The following is a 17,385-nucleotide window of genomic DNA, read 5'->3' on the forward strand; positions in this document are numbered from 1 at the left end:
TAGCGAATGTTGCGTTATTTTCGTCACTTTTGTAGCTCACATGCGCTGTTTTAATGCAATTCACAATTGGTTATCTGGATCATCATCTTCGTCTGCTGAACCAATCATAATTCTTTCACAAACGTTAACAATGCACATAAGAAGCGCAGTAAGAATTATTATTACTATTGTTGCAGAAAAAATAAGTGGTGTTCTAAATGAGTTATAAGCGAATTGAAGCCAAATTCCTAGCCCATCTTTGGCTCCCAAATATTCTGCAGTTGAAGCAGTTCCAAAAACATAAGCTGCACTAATGCGTATGCCACCAAAAATTTGGCGAGCTGCAACCCTTAATTTAACATGCCACAAAGTCCAAGTTCTACTTGCTCCACAAGTTAAAGCAACATCTGTATAAAAACTTGGAACGGCGTCAAGACCTCGTATAGTTTGCACAGCAATAGGGAACATGCTGAAAACCATTACTATTACAATTTTCCCCGATATTTCAAAACCAAACCAAATCAAAAAAATTGGCGCAATAGAAATTAATGGCATAGTTTGCGCTGCGCATAAAAGCGGGAATAAAGCAGATTTAACAAGCTTACAAATATGGAAAATAACACCTAAAAGAATTCCAACTACTATTGCAATAGAAAAACCGATAACTGTTTCTTGTGTTGTAATTAATGCTGCAGGTAATAGAGTTGGCAAAGCGTCAGCTGTTGATTGAACAATTGAAGATGGTGTTGGAATCAAATTTTCCGAAATTTTATAATATTCGCATGCATACTGCCAAAAAACAAGTAAAACTATTACAGAAAATACAGTTGGCAGATATTTAATTAGCATACGTTTAAAACGCGATTGCGTCATGAAAACTCGATTCCTTTCTTTAAAGGACTTCGATTGCTGCCCCAATCGAATTATTTAAAACTACAAATAGCATGTACATTCTATTAGAAGCGCACAACTTCTGTGAGTTTAATAGTGTACGAGATTTTTTTATTTGTCTATTTAATCATGCATAATCTAAATGTTTCGTGAGTCAATGTGTGGCAAACTGTAGCAGATTGAATCTGCTCAGGGGCATTGAACGGCGCGGGCTAGGCCCTTTGTTACCGTTTTCTGCCGAGTTCGTGTCACTTTCCCAGAAGAACGGTACAAGAAACAAAGTAGGGAACTCATGAATATGCGTATTGTAAAGCGTACTCTTGCGTTTATTCTTTCTGCGTGCTGCGTATTTTCTTTCTCGGCATGTGGATCTGCAAGTAGTAGTAAGAATGCAAATCTTCGTAAAGTGTCGTTTATGCTATTTTGGGCACCGGATACTAATCATATTGGTATTTATGTTGCTAAGCATAAAGGATGGTTTAAAGATGCCGGATTAGATGTCAATATACTTGCTGTTGCTCAGACTGGTTCGGAACATGCAGTTGATAGTGGTGTTGCTGATTTTGCTCTTAGTACTTTGACAAATGCTGCTGATTTTTCAACAAAGGGAGCAAATCTTGAGCAAGTTATGCAAGTTCAGCAAAAGCCAAGTGCTATTTGGTGTTCACTTGCTTCGAACAATAAGATTCATTCTCCAAAAGATTTTGATGGTCGTACTTTTGCAACTTTTGGTTCAGCTGAAGGTGATGCTGTAATTCGTAGGATGATTCAACACGATGGCGGTCAGGGTAAGTTCGACAAAGTTACTGTTGGAACTTCAACTTTTAGAACTCTTGAATCTGGCAAAGCTGATTTTGGTGGCTTCTACGGCACTTGGGAAGGTGTACAATCTGAAATGTTTGGACCAAAGCTTCGCTGCTTCATGGAGGGCGACTACGGTGTGCCAGGTCAGCCAGATACTATTGGAATAATTGCAAATAAGCGTACTGTAGCTAAAGACCCTAAGCTTGTTCGAGCATTTGTTAAAGCTGCAAAGCGTGGATATGAATATGCTTATGAACATCCTGATGAGGCTTCTGAAATTCTTGTGAAAGAAGCAAAAGATGCTAATCTTGACATAAAGTTTGTTAAGCGTAGCATGAAGATGATTGTTGACGGTCAATATTGGGGCAATCGCGCGGATATTAAGAGCGGAAAATTTGTGTTCGGAACCACTGATGTTAAAGGCGCTCAAGCTTACTTTAACTTCTTAAGTAAGGAAGGTGCTTACACTGATTCTAAAGGCAAAGTAACTCATAAAACTCCGCAAGCAAAAGAATTGTCTACTGACGAATTTTTGAAATAAATAACATAATGACTTGAGTCTTGATAGAATAGGCTGAAGTATATAAGGGCGTATCGAGTAGTTGTAATTTTACGTTCAGCTACAATCGATGCGCCCGTTTTGTTGTTTTGCTAAATATTTGAATGGGGAGTGGTCTGCCATGGCATCGGATTTTTGGCTTATTGCTGGCTTGGGAAATCCTGGTACAAAATATGAGGGTACTCGACACAACATGGGTTTTATGGTTGCAGACGTTTTGGCACAACGTTGGTCAGTATCTCTTTCGGATCACAAAGGTTTAGCTAAACTTGGCAAAGGTGTTATGAATCTTGATGGTCGCGTAGCAAAGTTTTTCCTTGCTAAACCGTTGACTTTTATGAACGATTCTGGTGCTGCAATATCTTCTATAAGCTCCTATTATCAAATAGAACCGGATCATATTGTGATAATTCACGATGATATGGATTTAGATTTTGGGCGCATTAAAGTAAAAGCAGGAGGCTCTGCTGGAGGACATAACGGTATTCGTTCTATCGATCGCTCTCTTGGTACTCCTCAATATTCTCGAGTGAGAATGGGTGTTGGTCATGCGCAGCGTGGTGCTCACGCGCACGATAATACCGTCAATTGGGTTCTTGGAGGTTTTGCTGCAGTTCAAAAATCCGATCTTCCAAACTTTTTAGCAGATGGTGCTGATGCTGCAGAAAGTATTATTTTCCATGGATTAGCAGCGACGCAGGAGAAGTTTAATGGCCGCTGATAGCAGGTCTAATATCAAAAACAACAAGAATGATAAGACTGATGATATTTCAGTAATAAGCTTGAGAGATATTCTTAATGATTTATCAACTAAGGATTCACTTTTTAAAGCTTTATCTGAATATGATCTTGATGCGATATCTGATTATTGTTGCGAAAGTGCAAATAAAAATCGTAAAGATTTAGATTCAATAAGTGAAGATTTAACAATTTCTTCTCCTATTGGAATTCGTTCTGCTATTGTTGCTGCATTAGCTAAGAAAAAGCCAGTTGTTGTTATTGTTCCATCGAGTAGAGATGCTGAAGATTTTATTGCGTCTGTGCGTGATTGGTACGATGGTGATGCTCAAGACGTTGCTAAATTAGAAGCTTGGGAAACGTTACCTCATGAAAGGCTTTCGCCTAGGGCAGATACTGTTGCTAGCAGGATTGCAGTGTTTCGTAGGCTTTGTCATCCTGAAAATAACACATCACTTTTTGGTCCGATTCGCGTGTTGGTTATGCCTGTGCGATCGCTTATTCAGCCTGTAGTTGAAGGCATTGGTGATATAGATCCTCTGTTATTTGAGTGCGGAAAAGAATTAACTCTTGAATATGCTGTGAAACGTTTGGTAGAAAACGCATATACTCGTGTTGATTTGGTGATGGAACGTGGAGAGTTTGCTGTTCGTGGTGGAATTATTGACGTTTTTGCGCCAACAATGACGCATCCTGTGAGAATTGAATTTTTTGGTGATGAAATTGATACTATAAAGCAATTTCATGCTTCTGATCAGCGTACTTATGGCAATAATATTGCAAGCATTTGGGCTACGCCTTGCCGTGAGCTTCAGATTACAGAAAAAATTTGCAAGCGCGCGTGTTCTCTTATTGGCGCAATTCCAAATGCTGACGATATGCTTGAATCAATCGCAAATTCTATACCTGTAGAAGGTATGGAGTCTTTGTTGCCTGCACTAGTGGATCGCATGGAATCAGTGCAAAATATGCTTCCAAAGGAATCTGTTATTATTCTATCTGATCCCGAAAAATGCCGTAGAGCTGCAGATGACGTAACTGCTACAGCTAACGAATTCTTAGCGGCTAGTTGGCATGTTGCTGCTTCTGGACACGGTTCTGGAGCTCCAATAACATTCGATCAAGCTAATTTCTTGGATTTTGATGAAACGATTTCATCGTTAGAATTGTCTAATCATGATGTATGGAAATTAACATCTTTTGGTGTTGACAATCAAATTTATGGAAATATTGCTTTGCCAGCATCGGCGCCACAAGAGTTTCGAGGAGATGAATCGAAAGTTTCTGGTGGTATCACTTCTCTTGTTGACAATGGTTTTGCTGTAACTATTACAGCTGCGGCTTCTGGTACTCTTGCACGCTTGAGACGCGCTATATATGTGACTGGTGTACATGAATTTACTACAGTGCGCTCAAGTATTTCGGATGGCTTTATCGATAATGTTGCGCGTATCGCGATTCTTACAGAGCGTGATCTGACAGGTAAATCTTCTGCATCAGCTCAACTAAAAACTCCAAAACGCAGGCGCAAAGCAATCGACCTAATGGAACTAAAGCCTGGTGATTTCGTTGTGCACGAGCAGCATGGTATTGGACGTTTTGTTGGTATGAAACAACGTAATATTGCTGTTTCGGGTGGTAGTGCAACTCGCGAATATTTAGTAATTGAATATGCTCCTAGCAAACGTAATGCTCCTAACGATAAACTTTTTATTCCAACCGATCAGCTTGATTTAGTTAGTAAATATATTGGTGCCGAAATACCAAAGCTTAACAAGCTCGGAGGTTCTGACTGGGCTCAAACTAAAGCAAAAGCTAAAAAGCATGTTCATGAAATTGCTGAAAATCTTATTAAGCTTTATTCGGCAAGGCAGCAATCTCGCGGATTTGCATTTAGTAAAGATACACCTTGGCAAAAAGAGTTGGAAGATGCATTTCCTTATCAAGAAACTGCTGATCAGCTTACAACTATTGACGAAGTAAAAGCGGATATGGAAAAGCCAATACCAATGGATCGCTTAATTTGTGGAGATGTTGGTTTTGGTAAAACTGAAATTGCGTTACGTGCAGCTTTCAAAGCTGTGCAAGATTCTAAGCAAGTTGTTGTTTTAGTTCCAACGACTTTGCTTGTTCAACAGCATTACGAGACTTTTACAAATCGATTTGAAGGCTTTCCTGTAAAAGTTGCTGCAATGAGTAGATTCCAAACTTCTAAAGAGATTGAAGAAACTTTAGCTGGATTGCAAGATGGAAGCATTGACGTTGTTATTGGAACGCATAAGCTTTTGAATCCTAGTATAAAGTTCAAAGATTTAGGTTTGGTTATTATTGACGAAGAGCAGCGTTTTGGTGTGGAACATAAGGAAACTCTCAAAGCTTTGCGCACAAACGTTGACGTATTAAGTCTTTCAGCAACGCCAATTCCTAGAACTCTTGAAATGGCTGTAACTGGTATTCGTGAAATGTCTACTCTTGCAACTCCTCCAGAAGATAGGCTTCCAGTGCTTACATACGTTGGTGCGTATGATAATTCTCAAGTTGCTGCGTGCATTAAGCGTGAATTGTTGCGTGGGGGTCAAGTTTTTTACGTCCATAATCGTGTTGAAGATATTAGTTCTGTTGCAAGTAAGATTCAGGAGCTTGTGCCAGATGTCCGTGTTGCTATTGCTCATGGAAAAATGGGTGAGAAGCAGCTCGATGCTGTTATTCGTGATTTTTGGCATAGAGATATTGATGTGCTTGTTTGTACAACGATTATTGAAACAGGTCTTGATATTTCTAATGCGAATACACTTATTGTCGATCACGCAGATAGATTCGGTTTAAGCCAGTTGCATCAGTTGCGTGGCAGAGTAGGTAGAGGTCATGAGCGTGCTTACGCTTACTTTTTGTATGATCCATCTAAGCCTATGACGCAACAATCTCACGATAGACTCTCAACAATTGCTCAGCATACTGCACTTGGTTCTGGTTTTGATGTTGCGATGAAAGATTTGGAATTGCGCGGAACTGGAAATTTGCTTGGAGATGAGCAAAGTGGCCACATTGAGGGTGTTGGATTTGATTTGTATGTTCGTATGGTTTCTGAAGCTGTTGAAAAATATAAGGAACCTGAAAGAGTTGAGCCTGTTTGTGTAACTATTGATCTTCCAGTTGAGGCTTCTCTTCCAGTTGATTATATTGCTTCTGACAAGCTTCGTTTGGAAGCGTACCGAAAGCTTGCTGCTGCTAAGGATAATAGTGATTTGCAAGAACTTCACGATGAGCTTCTTGATCGCTTTGGTAATCCGCCTGAAGAGTTTGAGTCTTTGTGTGATGTTGCTCGTTTGCGCTTTAAAGCACGCGAGATTGGTATTACGCAAATCAGCTCTCAAGGAAAATCAGTGCGAGTTGTTGGCGTCGATCCAAAAGAGTCTGTGATGATGCGTTTGAAGCGTATTTATAGAGGATTACAGTATCGTCCTCTTACCCATATGCTTATTGTTCCAGCTCCTTTTGAATCTTCACTCGGGTCTGGTTCAATGAGTGAGCATGAAATAATCTCCTGGGTGCGTCAGCTTCTTGATGACGTCGCTTGGTAAATTTTCTTGTGTTTATTTTATAAATAAAGGCGGCCGCTATTTTGCAGTCGCCTTTATCAATTATTTTTTTTCGCGTTCTTACTGTAACGCTTCTCTAAGCTCGTCTTCTATTTCAACGTGATTATTTGGACGCTTTTGTGCATCAAGTTGGCTTCGATCAATATTCCAGTTTTTCTCAATGATTCCGTCTTTAATCATAAGAATTCTGTCAGAAAGTCTTACTGCTTCAGAAATATCATGCGTGACCATTATTGTGGTCCAGCCATGTTTCTGTCTTAGATTATCAAGCAAATCTTGCATGTCTAAACGAGTTAAAGCATCTAATGCGCCGAAAGGCTCGTCTAAAAGTAGTAATTCAGGATTATGAACTAAAGCTCTAGCTAATGAGACTCGTTGTGCTTGACCACCTGAAAGTTCTGATGGCCATTTTGACCCGCAATTATTAAGTTGCATATCGTTAAGAGCTTTTTCTGCAATAGATTTTAGTTCTGATTTGTTTCCTTGCATGCCGAAAACTACGTTCTTACTTACTGTTATCCATGGTATTAATCTTGCATCTTGGAAACCTATTGCTTGATGTTGTGTGACGTTTATTGTTCCAGAATCAGGTTTGATTAATCCTGAAATAACTTTAAGAAGAGTGGTTTTTCCGCATCCTGAGCGTCCGATTAGAGATACAAATTCACCTTTTTTAATATTTAGATTTATATCTCGCAATATTTTAGCGTTATTTTTAAAAGTCACGCCAATATGTTCTAGAGTAACGCAGTAAGAGTTATCTTTAGTCTCATAGTCTTCTATTTGAGTGTTCATATTTACTCCTACTGCGTTGCTCTAAATCATGTTTATATAATATTTATATAACTTTGTTATACAAGCATGTTATATAACTTTGTTTTAATTTTGATTAATCAGTTATATATTATTTATTTTTGATATTTAATTTTTTGTTTTTACTGATATGTGTTTTATAGATATATGGATTAATTTACTTCGTGCAATCCATTACAGAATCTTTCAAATTCTTTGGAGCTTGCTTAATTAAACCATATTTCACGTATTCTTTAGCCTGAGTTTCCATCATTTTCAAACCTTTTTCATCGATTGGGCGAATAGTTGGATTGTCAAACTTTTTAATTTGCTTAATAATAGTTTCGCTTGCTCCGAGCTGCTTGTAAGCGTTTCCAATAACATTGTTTTCTTTATGAGACTTTTTTGCTTCGCGAACAAGAGCCTTGTACATCTTCTTAACAAGATCCGGATGCTTTTGGGCAAAGCTCTTAGAAACAATGTGAATAGTAACATTCATATTGCCGTACTTTTTAGCATTTACAAGCAATTTTGCGCCTGGAGTTGTCATTGCTGCAGCAAGATTCTGATCGAATGAGGAAATTGCATCAATCTGTCCAGAAGTAAATGCTGCCTGGAAGTTCTTAGGGCTCATCTCAACTTTGTTAACTTTAGAAACGTCTAAACCACTTTTATCGAATGCGCGGTGAAGCATGTAATCGCCAGTATCACCGTTGTGAATAATAGCAACTTTCTTTCCGTATAAGTCTTTTAGTGTTTTCACGCCGCTTTTTGCGGACGCAACGATTCCTTGAGAATCACCATTGTAATATTCGAGCGCAAAAGCTACCCATGGTTGTCCTTCAGCAATCAAATCAATGAAGCGTCCGGTTCCAGTAGTTGTAGCATCTGCATTTCCGCTCATAACAGCAGTAAGACCATCGACTGGAGTGTAAGGACCAGTGTAAACTACCTTAGATTTGCCAAATTCGTCTTGAAGGAATTTCTCATTTTTCAAAGTAGTTAAATAATTTGCTGTAGAAAGATAAGCAACTCTCATAGTTCCAGCGTCTTCTTTTGAAGAAGCGCTTGATGATTTTTGTGAGTTTCCGCAAGCTGCAAGAGATACAGTTGCACAAGCAGCGCAGATTAATGCAATAATGCTCTTTTTAGAAAATCGCATTTTTAAATTAGCCATGATATACAGCTCCTTTTGTTTGTTGTTTTGTTTATCTGTTGTTTGTTTGGTTGTTATTATTTGGTTGTTGATTCTAAATATTGACTGATTCTTAAAAAGCAATTTAATGCATTTTAAAAAGTAGTTAACTTTAGAAAAATGTTGATACTACTAGATTATTGGCGTGATTTTCTATCTAATCTGCGCTCAGGTATAAGAAGATACTCTAATATGTTTGCAGTAAGCTCAGATCCAAGACCTGCAATTGCGTACATAATAACGCATGCCATCATTTGATCTGGCCTAAAGAATTCTTGCGCTCTTGAAAGAATGTATCCAATTCCAATAGAAGAATTGACTGTTTCGCAAGTCACTAATGCAACCCATGCTACAGATATTGCAAATCGCAAACCTGTCATAAAACTTGGAAGTGTACCGCGAAGCAAAATAGATATAAAAATAGTAGATTTTTTAACGTGATAAACCTGCGCTAATTCGAGAAGTTTCGGATCAATATTACGCACTCCGTCGCGAATATTAACGTACATAGGTCCAAAAACGCCAACAGCTATAAGCGCTATTTTCATCGTTTCATCTATTCCGAGGAAAATTATTAATATTGGAGCTAAAGCCGGGAATGGAATTGACCTCAACATGTGGCTTGGTTTATCAACTACAATATTGCCAAGCTTACTGCCTCCCGCAAGTATGCCTGCAGGAACAGCAAAAATAATTCCTAACAAAAGTCCTAAAAGAACTCGTAAAATACTTATTCCTAAGGATTTTAATAATATGCCTTCGTTGTTTAAATCAATAAAAGCTTGTATTACTTCATATGGGGATGGCAAAGAACGGTCTTCGATTGGAGAAAGAGTTGTAAAAAACCACAAAACCAAAATGAGGATGGTTGAAATCCACACTTTACACGAAGATACCGCTTTAAATGCAATCTTCAATATGTTTTTCGCTTTATTAGGCGAACTGTAAGTCATGCGACAATCCCTTCGATAGTTTTAGCTATATCAGGTTCAACGAGTGTATTCTCAGCGCAACACTGTATGTATTGTTGTTTGGCACGATGTAGTTGCGCACCCCGTGTCTGTGGTCATTATCTCCCAAGGGTATGGACATGTATATTTGAAATCGATATTTATAAACGATATTGCTTAAAAATATACAATTGGCTCATATGACTCGAATTAAATCAAAATATTGTGAACGTTCACGGCATAAATACGCTGGTACTCAATATAACGTCCATAAAACGCACTAATCTTGGAAGAGTCATCACAACCCATAGGTATAAAGGAGTAGTTGTGGCAGCTATTGAAAGCGTATATGCACGCGAAATTTTGGATTCTCGTGGAAATCCTACTGTTCAGGTTTATTTGGAGACCGAAGATGGCGCTCAGGGTATTGGTTTAGTGCCTTCTGGTGCTTCTACTGGTGAGGCTGAAGCTTGGGAACGTCGCGATGGCGACAAGTCCCGTTATCAAGGCAAGGGCACGTTGGAAGCTGTTAAGGCTGTCAACGAGGTAATCGCACCTAAGGTTATTGGCATGGATGCCACCGATCAGCGCGCTCTTGATGAGACGATGATTGAGCTTGATGGCACGCCAAACAAGGGCAAGCTTGGTGCTAACGCAATTCTCGGCGTTTCCCTCGCTGCTCTCTACGCTGCTGCCGAGTCTGCTCAGCTTCCGTTGTACCGCTACATTGGCGGCACCAATGGTCACATTCTTCCAGTTCCAAACATGAACATCATGAACGGTGGTGCTCACGCTGATTTCGCAACCGATATTCAGGAGTACATGATTTCTCCTTACGGTTTCGCGACCTACAGCGATGCTTTGCGCGCTGGTGTTGAGGTTTATCACACCTTGAAGAATGTTTTGAAGAAGGAAGGCTTGGCTACTGGTCTTGGTGACGAAGGTGGCTTCGCTCCAAAGATGAAGTCCAACGAGGATTCCTTGAAGTACATCATGGATGCAATCGAAGCCGCTGGCTACGAGCCAGGCAAGCAGATTGGTATTTCTCTTGACGTTGCTTCTTCTGAGTTCTACAACAAGGAAACTGGTAAGTATCGTTTCGATGGCGAAGAGCGCGAATCTGCTTACATGCTCGATTACTACGAGAAGCTCATCAACGAGTATCCAATCGTTTCCATCGAAGATCCATTCCAGGAAGAAGGCTGGGATGATTGGGCAGAAATCACCAAGCGTCTTGGTGATCGTTTGCAGTTCGTTGGCGATGACTTGCTCGTCACCAATCCAAAGCGTTTGGCTAAGGGTATTGAGCTTGGTGCAGCTAACTCCTTGCTCGTGAAGTTGAACCAGATTGGTTCCGTTACCGAAACCCTCGACGCTATTGAGCTTGCAACTAAGAACGGCTTCACTTCTATGGTTTCCCATCGTTCTGGTGAAACCCCAGATACCACCATTTCTGATCTTGCTGTTGCTAAGAACACCGGCCAAATCAAGACTGGTGCTCCTGCTCGTGGCGAGCGTATTGCTAAGTACAACCGCTTGCTTGAGATTGAGGAAGAGCTTGGTTCTACCGCTCAGTATGCTGGTTACAGCGCATTCAAGGCTTGCAAGAAGTATATGAAGTAACTTTTAGTTTTAAGTAACTTAGTGGCTTCTTGAGTCTTTGAGTTTTAACGGTCAGTCGTGTTTACGGCTGACCGTTTTTTATTAAATATTTTTGAAAAAATCACAACACGCAAAAAATTTTTCTTAAATTTACTTTCATTCTCCGCATAATGGTGATATTTTTGTGAGAAAATCGAAACAGAAGGAGATGTTTCATTATGCGAAAAGTAGCAGTTATTGGTATGGGAAATGTTGGCGCAGCTGTTGCTCATCAGCTTGTTGTTGGTGGTTACGCCGACGAGCTGTACTTATATGACAAGAATGAGGCTAAGGTTAAGGCTGATGCATTGGATTTTGAGGATTCAATGGACAATTTGCCTTTTAATGTAAACATTACTGTCAATGATTACGATGCTTTGAAAGATGTTGAAGTTATCGTAAGCGCTATGGGCAATATTAAGCTTTTAGACGTCCCAAATCCTGATCGTTTCGCAGAACTTAAACATAATCGTGTTCAAGTTGAAGAAGTTGGCGCAAAGATTAAAGCTTCTGGCTTCCATGGTGTTCTAATCGATATTACGAATCCTTGCGACGCTATTTGCCAGCTTTATAAAGAAACAACTGGTCTCCCTTATGAAAAAGTTATTGGCACTGGAACATTGCTTGATTCTGCACGTCTTCATCGCGCTGTTGGTAAATTCTTCGGAGTGCATCCAAAAGCCGTGAAGGGCTATAGCTTGGGTGAACATGGTGATTCACAGTTCGTCGCATGGTCCACAGTTAAGGTTCTTGAACAGCCGATTGTTGAGTTTGCAAAAGAAAAGAACATTGATTTAGATGCTGTCGATGAAGAAACTCGTCAAGGCGGCTTCACTGTGTTCTACGGAAAGAAGTATACAAATTACGGTATTGCTGCTGCTGCAGTTCGTTTGGTCCATGCTGTTCTTTCGGATTCGAAGGAGCAAATGCCTGTTTCGAACTATCGAGAGGAATACCATTCTTATCTTTCTTACCCAGCAATCGTTGGTCGCGAAGGTATTGTGAAGCAGTGCCAACTTGACTTGACTGAAGAAGAGTTGCAAAAGTTGCAGCATTCTGCAGATACAATTTTGAGTAAAGCTCAAGCAAAATAGACAAGTCAAAAATAAAATAACTAAAAATACTACTTTTGAATCTAAATATTTTTACAGATTTTAGACAAAGCGTATTGAAAAATGTCGTTGTAGGTTTAATTGCTCATAAGGAGTGTTGAATTTACAGCGACATTTTTGTTATAAGAATTTTTGATATTAGCATATTTATTATTTGAATTTATAAAGTTGGCTAGTCTTAACTGTTCATGATATATACTTTTAACTATAAATTGAATTATTTTTTTGGGGGTGGAAATATGATTTCTAGTGCATACATAAGTGTTGGAAGCAATATAGGTGATAGATTACTTAATTTGCGCCAAGCTGTTTCGCTATTGAAGCAAAATTCACATATAAACAATATTATCGTTTCTTCAGTGTATGAAACTGAACCAGTTGGTGACGTAGTGCAAGACAGTTTTTATAACATTGCTTTACGTTTGGACACTGATTTAACAGCTTTTGAACTGCTTGATTTTATTCATGATATTGAACAGCGTCTTCACAGAAAGCGCATAGTTCGTTGGGGTCCTCGAACAATCGATTTAGATATTATTGATTTTGGTGGTCAAACTATAAAAAGTGAAAATCTTACGATTCCGCACAAAGAAAGAGATAATCGCAGATTTGTATTAGTTCCTTTGCTTGAAATAAGCACAGACGATGCAAATTATCATGAGCTCATCCAAGATAAGCTTAATAAAACTAGCGACACTAATTGGATTAATATTATTGAAAGTAGCGAAGTTTTTAATTAGTTTGGAATATAAATTTAGTTTTTTTAAATATGAGGTTTTAGAAAGAAAGAATACAAATGCGAATTATTGAAAGCAATTTGGAGAATGCATCTTCTAAAAGTATTGCAGATATAGCGTTACTGCAGGATCTTTGTGTAAATCAAAAAATTTTATGCACGTGGGAAAATATTAGCAAAAACGATTTAAGCAAAGTAGCTGATTTTCTCGATCATTTTGATACAGCTATCAAAGTTTCCGAGTCTTCTATTGACTTCATTTTGCCGCTTATTGCTCTTAAACCTTTTATGCAAGAATGCGAAAAAGCATGGTACGAAGATCAAGAATTACTTGCAAGTTTGCGCTCGATATTAAAGCAAAAAGCAATTGTGTGGAATGCAGGGCGATTCTGCTTTGATACACTTGACAAGCCGATAGTTTACGCGATTTTGAATATTACTCCTGACTCATTCTATGACGGCGGCAAGTACCAAAGTGAGGACGAAGTAAATAGCCATATTAAAGAAATAGTTGAAGCTGGTGCTGATGTTATAGAAGTAGGCGGTCAAACTACAAAACCTGGCGGTTATTTAGAAATTACTCCAGAAGAGGAAATAAGGCGCGTTATACCTGCTATTAAGTATATTCACAAAAATTATCCTCAAATTGCTGTAGCAGTAGACACTTACAAGTTACCTGTAATGGAAGCTGCAATTGAAGCTGGCGTAGATATTATAAATGATGTTCGTGCGTTTGATTCTCCAGAAAAAGTAAAGCTTATGGCAGATTCTAACGTTGGATTAGTAACAATGCATAGCAATAGAGATACAGAATATGACAATTTAACAAAGGTTATGTGTCAATTCTTTAGCGATAATTTAAAAATGCTTGTTGATGGAGGAGTTGACTTAAATAGGATTATTCTTGATCAAGGAATTGGCTATGCAAAGGTTGCTGATGGTGAACAAGATTATGCAATGATGCGCAATATTAATCAATTGCATCGTTTTGGTCGACCAATATTGGTTGCGATTTCTAGAAAAGGCTTTGGTAAGAAGCTTTTTAATTTAGATAAAGAAGATCGTTTGCCTGTCACTTTAGTTGCAGAAACAGCGATGTTTATGGCTGGTGGACGTGTAATACGTGCTCATGATATTGCAGAAACAAAGCAATTAGTTGAAATGATCGATGTTATTAATAGAAATTACTGGTTTAAGTAGAAAAATTTGAATATTTTTTTGCAGTTTTGTTTGTCAGTTTTTTTAATTTTAATAACGAATAAATGTAGAGTGACTGTAAATGTGGTACAACAGCATTTTGCATCTAAAGCACGTAAGATATTAGCGGAATACATGATGTTTTCACGTCGAATACATCAAGTAATTTAGAGAGTATGGTTATGAAAAAGCGTCGTAAAACGGCATTAGGTGAGGATGTAGTATCACCATTGCAACAGCGTCGACTACTTTCAGGACCGCTCGTGTTTTTATTTATGGTTTTTGTAGTTACCGTTGGTTCAATTGAATGCATTTCAACAGTTAGAAATTATGCGTTAAGCTTGTCGGAGCTTCATGCACTTCAGCGTGAAGAAAGTGATTTACGTGAACAAAAGCGTACGTTGGATAATAATATTGACCGATGGAAAGACAAAGCATACGTTACCGCTCAAGCTAGAGATCGTCTCGGCTTTATTTTTCCTGGTGAGCAGGCTGTTCGTGTAGAGCATCCTGAGGCAGTAACTGGAAAAGTTCCGAATGAATTTGCTCAAGAAAATAGCGAAACTAAGACTCATTCAGTCTTGCCTTGGTATAGTGACTTAATGTATGCAATACATAAAGCAGACAAACCAGATACCGTGCCATCCTTATAACACATAAACTGATAAAATATATAAACTGATAAAGTAAAGAATTATTTATTTGTAAAACAGCTTTAACAGGAGTAGAAACGCATGGCTAACAGCCAAGAAAGTTCAGATAAAATGCAGAACAGTAATAAGAATTATATTCCAAAAGAAGCTGTAAAACGTTTATTTACTACACCTGCGAGTGATGCTGAGCGTGCAATTGTTGAAAAGCAACTTGGAAGATTCCCTAGAGGAATGGTAGCTGTTGGTGCTCGTTGCGTTTGTGGTAGACCTCTTGCTGTTATTACTAGACCATGCTTAGAAGATGGCACTCCATTCCCAACTACATGCTACCTTACCAGTCCTGAAGCTGTAAAAGCGGTGTCTCGCGTAGAAGCAGACGGTATTATGCGAGAATATAACGAGCTATTACAATCGGACGAAGATTTAAAGAAACAATATGAGCGTGCACATAAGTATTATTTGGAATTCCGTCATGAATTAGCTGTGTCTTTGGGGGATAGTGAAGAGCATATTAGTCAGATGAGCGCTGGTGGAATGCCAGTTCGTGTTAAATGCTTGCATGCTTTGCTTGCGCAAACATTGGTAATGGGCAAAGGTGTAAATCCGATTGGTGACATGGTGTTAGAGCGCATTAAAGATGAGTTTGATCCTAACGTGTGCCGCTGTACTACTCCGTGGAGCGATGATGCATATGCTACTGAAACGGAAGTTGTTGTGGAAGACGAAACGGCTAAAACTGCAGAGGGTGAAGCTGTAAAAAGTGAAACGACTACTTGCGCAGAAAAAACAGTACAGGTTGCTGCAATTGACTGCGGTACAAATTCTATTCGACTAAAAATTGCGCAAGTTTCTGAGCATGGAATGAAAGATATTGTGCCTCGTATGCTTCGCGTCGTTAGACTCGGTCAGGGAATTGACGAAACTCATCGTTTCGCAGATGACGCTTTGAAGCGAGTGAGGGAGGCTGCGCACGAATTTGCGCAAGTTTTGAAAGAACATCCAGTTGATGCGATTCGTTTTGTGGCAACCTCAGCTACACGAGATGCTGAAAATCGTGAGATTTTTGAACAAATGATGATTGATGAGCTTGGTGTTCGCCCTGAAGTTATTAGTGGTAACGAAGAAGCGGCTCTTAGCTTCCTTGGAGCAACAAGCGTTGTGTCTCGCGATGAGTTGCAGCCACCGTATCTCGTAGTTGATTTAGGTGGAGGCTCTACTGAGTTAGTGCTTGGAGGGGATGGTGACTGCTTGCCAGCGCACAAGGTTTCTGCAGCATACTCCATGAATGTTGGTTCCGTTAGAATGACGGAAAGGCATTTGCATACCGATCCTCCTACTGAAGAGGAAATTCAAGCTGCGATTGAAGATATTGACAAGCATATTGATGATGCTTTCAAAGTCGTTCCTGCAGGACGAGCTCGCACTATTATTGGCGTTTCTGGAACTGTGACAACTATGGCTGCTTTGACTATGGGATTGCAGCATTATGATCATACTGCTGTCGATGGTGTGCGTATTGGATTAGAGCAGGCTTATGCTGTTAATAATCGATTTTTGCGTATGCCTAAGGACTGCAGGCGCACGTATGCGACGATTCACCCAGGGCGTGTGGATGTTGTTGGCGGTGGAGCAGTGATTTGGAGCCGAGTGTTGGAGAGATTAGCAAAAGCTGCGTATGAGGATCACGGTGGGGTTTTAGATACGTTTGTTGCAAGTGAGCATGGTTTGCTTGACGGAATCACGATTGATTTGGGAAGAAAGTTACTCGCCACACGCTGAGTGCGTGTGTTTGCGGTTTCTGACGGTTGATGAGTGTGCGTGTTTGCAGTTTCTGACGGATACTGAGAATATGTGTTTGTGATTTCGCCACACGCTGAGCTTGTTCTTTGCTTAAATGTATGGCATAATAAGTGATTGCTGCCTCTGTGGCGGAATTGGCATACGCATCAGACTTAAAATCTGACGCCCTTACGGGCTTGTGGGTCCGAGTCCCACCGGAGGCACAAACAAAGCGCTGCATAGTTTTAGCTGTGTGGCGCTTTTTGCTTTTCTGAGTTTTTGGGTAAGCTGCAAAAAGGGGTAAGCGGCAAAAAGGGTTTCTATTAATCGGTGTGTTCTGAATGAAATATCACTTTTCTGTAGTAATGAATTATCGCTACCAGATTTATCGTTATAATATTATATACGATATCTTGTTGATTTTAGATTAATGTGGTACTATATATAGTAGTTGAGTTGGATATTTGTAAGACATAAATTAATAAAGAATTGTTTTAAAGAAGGGGGTGATGGTATGGTCAGAAATACGAAGCAAACTTCTAAATCTGTTGCTTCTAAAGCTAGTAAAGTTTTGCATGATGGTAGATTTAGTAAAATTTCTAAGTCCGTTGCTGGAAGTGCTTTATCTCAAACTAAAAAAAGTTCTAAATAAAGCAATTTGCATAATTGATTAGCTAGGGGGAGCTAATTCTTATATGAGTTAGCTCCCTTAATGAGTTTTTAGTAATGGATTAAAAGAAAATCGACTGAAAGCCTTTAA

The 17,385-nt window shown here is 39.2% G+C and carries 14 protein-coding genes, 1 tRNA gene and 1 riboswitch; of the genes, 11 read left to right on the top strand and 4 right to left on the bottom strand.

The features are described 5' to 3' along the window. Window positions 1-60: 60 nt before the first annotated feature. Complete coding sequence (locus DOD25_RS02260) at window positions 61-852, bottom strand: ABC transporter permease (RefSeq protein WP_112928606.1); 792 nt, start codon at window positions 850-852, stop codon at window positions 61-63. 310 nt (window positions 853-1,162) lie between these two features. Here DOD25_RS02260 and DOD25_RS02265 point away from each other — a divergent pair, with 310 nt between their 5' ends. The 3 genes from DOD25_RS02265 to mfd all read left to right on the top strand — a co-directional run bounded on the left by DOD25_RS02265 (window position 1,163) and on the right by mfd (window position 6,552). Further along, entirely contained in the window at window positions 1,163-2,215 is a 1,053-nt protein-coding gene (locus DOD25_RS02265) for an ABC transporter substrate-binding protein (RefSeq protein WP_004106862.1), read from the top strand. 139 nt (window positions 2,216-2,354) lie between these two features. Further along, complete coding sequence (pth, locus tag DOD25_RS02270; RefSeq protein WP_112928607.1) at window positions 2,355-2,954, top strand: aminoacyl-tRNA hydrolase; 600 nt, start codon at window positions 2,355-2,357, stop codon at window positions 2,952-2,954. Next, window positions 2,944-6,552: a transcription-repair coupling factor gene (mfd, locus tag DOD25_RS02275; RefSeq protein ID WP_112928608.1), complete on the top strand. Its 3,609-nt coding sequence runs from the start codon at window positions 2,944-2,946 to the stop codon at window positions 6,550-6,552. Before pth ends, mfd begins: the two co-directional genes overlap by 11 nt. A gap of 78 nt (window positions 6,553-6,630) precedes the next feature. Here the strand turns inward: mfd and DOD25_RS02280 are convergent, their stop codons facing one another. The 3 genes from DOD25_RS02280 to DOD25_RS02290 all read right to left on the bottom strand — a co-directional run bounded on the left by DOD25_RS02280 (window position 6,631) and on the right by DOD25_RS02290 (window position 9,510). After that, window positions 6,631-7,365, bottom strand: a complete 735-nt coding sequence (locus DOD25_RS02280) for an ABC transporter ATP-binding protein (protein WP_004106856.1) — start codon at window positions 7,363-7,365, stop codon at window positions 6,631-6,633. Between the two features lie 175 nt (window positions 7,366-7,540). Further along, a complete protein-coding gene (locus DOD25_RS02285; protein ID WP_112928609.1) occupies window positions 7,541-8,539 on the bottom strand; it encodes an ABC transporter substrate-binding protein in 999 nt (332 codons plus the stop codon). Window positions 8,540-8,694: 155 nt separating this feature from the next. Then, window positions 8,695-9,510 carry an ABC transporter permease gene (locus DOD25_RS02290; RefSeq protein WP_004119379.1) on the bottom strand — a complete coding sequence of 272 codons (816 nt, stop codon included), beginning with the start codon at window positions 9,508-9,510 and terminating at the stop codon, window positions 8,695-8,697. After that, window positions 9,500-9,624, bottom strand: a riboswitch (TPP riboswitch). It overlaps the preceding gene by 11 nt. Before the next feature lie 210 nt (window positions 9,625-9,834). On the opposite strand from DOD25_RS02290, the gene eno reads away from it, so the two are divergent. The 8 genes from eno to DOD25_RS06420 all read left to right on the top strand — a co-directional run bounded on the left by eno (window position 9,835) and on the right by DOD25_RS06420 (window position 17,277). Further along, window positions 9,835-11,130: a phosphopyruvate hydratase gene (gene eno, locus DOD25_RS02295; protein WP_004106847.1), complete on the top strand. Its 1,296-nt coding sequence runs from the start codon at window positions 9,835-9,837 to the stop codon at window positions 11,128-11,130. A gap of 197 nt (window positions 11,131-11,327) precedes the next feature. Then, entirely contained in the window at window positions 11,328-12,242 is a 915-nt protein-coding gene (locus DOD25_RS02300) for an L-lactate dehydrogenase (RefSeq protein ID WP_004106846.1), read from the top strand. 257 nt (window positions 12,243-12,499) lie between these two features. Continuing rightward, entirely contained in the window at window positions 12,500-13,000 is a 501-nt protein-coding gene (gene folK / locus DOD25_RS02305) for a 2-amino-4-hydroxy-6-hydroxymethyldihydropteridine diphosphokinase (RefSeq protein WP_112928610.1), read from the top strand. Window positions 13,001-13,056: 56 nt separating this feature from the next. Then, a complete protein-coding gene (folP, locus tag DOD25_RS02310; RefSeq protein WP_112928611.1) occupies window positions 13,057-14,196 on the top strand; it encodes a dihydropteroate synthase in 1,140 nt (379 codons plus the stop codon). A gap of 173 nt (window positions 14,197-14,369) precedes the next feature. After that, window positions 14,370-14,846 carry an FtsB family cell division protein gene (locus tag DOD25_RS02315; RefSeq protein WP_004106839.1) on the top strand — a complete coding sequence of 159 codons (477 nt, stop codon included), beginning with the start codon at window positions 14,370-14,372 and terminating at the stop codon, window positions 14,844-14,846. Between the two features lie 111 nt (window positions 14,847-14,957). Continuing rightward, the gene (locus tag DOD25_RS02320; protein WP_174191646.1) at window positions 14,958-16,625 is read left to right on the top strand and encodes a DUF501 domain-containing protein; all 1,668 of its coding nucleotides are present in this window, start codon (window positions 14,958-14,960) and stop codon (window positions 16,623-16,625) included. A 140-nt stretch (window positions 16,626-16,765) separates the two neighbouring features. Further along, window positions 16,766-16,849, top strand: a tRNA-Leu gene (locus tag DOD25_RS02325). A gap of 290 nt (window positions 16,850-17,139) precedes the next feature. After that, entirely contained in the window at window positions 17,140-17,277 is a 138-nt protein-coding gene (locus DOD25_RS06420) for a hypothetical protein (RefSeq protein WP_196776771.1), read from the top strand. Window positions 17,278-17,385: the final 108 nt, after the last annotated feature.

It is taken from the genome of Gardnerella leopoldii, from assembly GCF_003293675.1.
In the GTDB taxonomy this organism is placed as follows: Bacteria; Actinomycetota; Actinomycetes; order Actinomycetales; family Bifidobacteriaceae; genus Bifidobacterium; species Bifidobacterium leopoldii.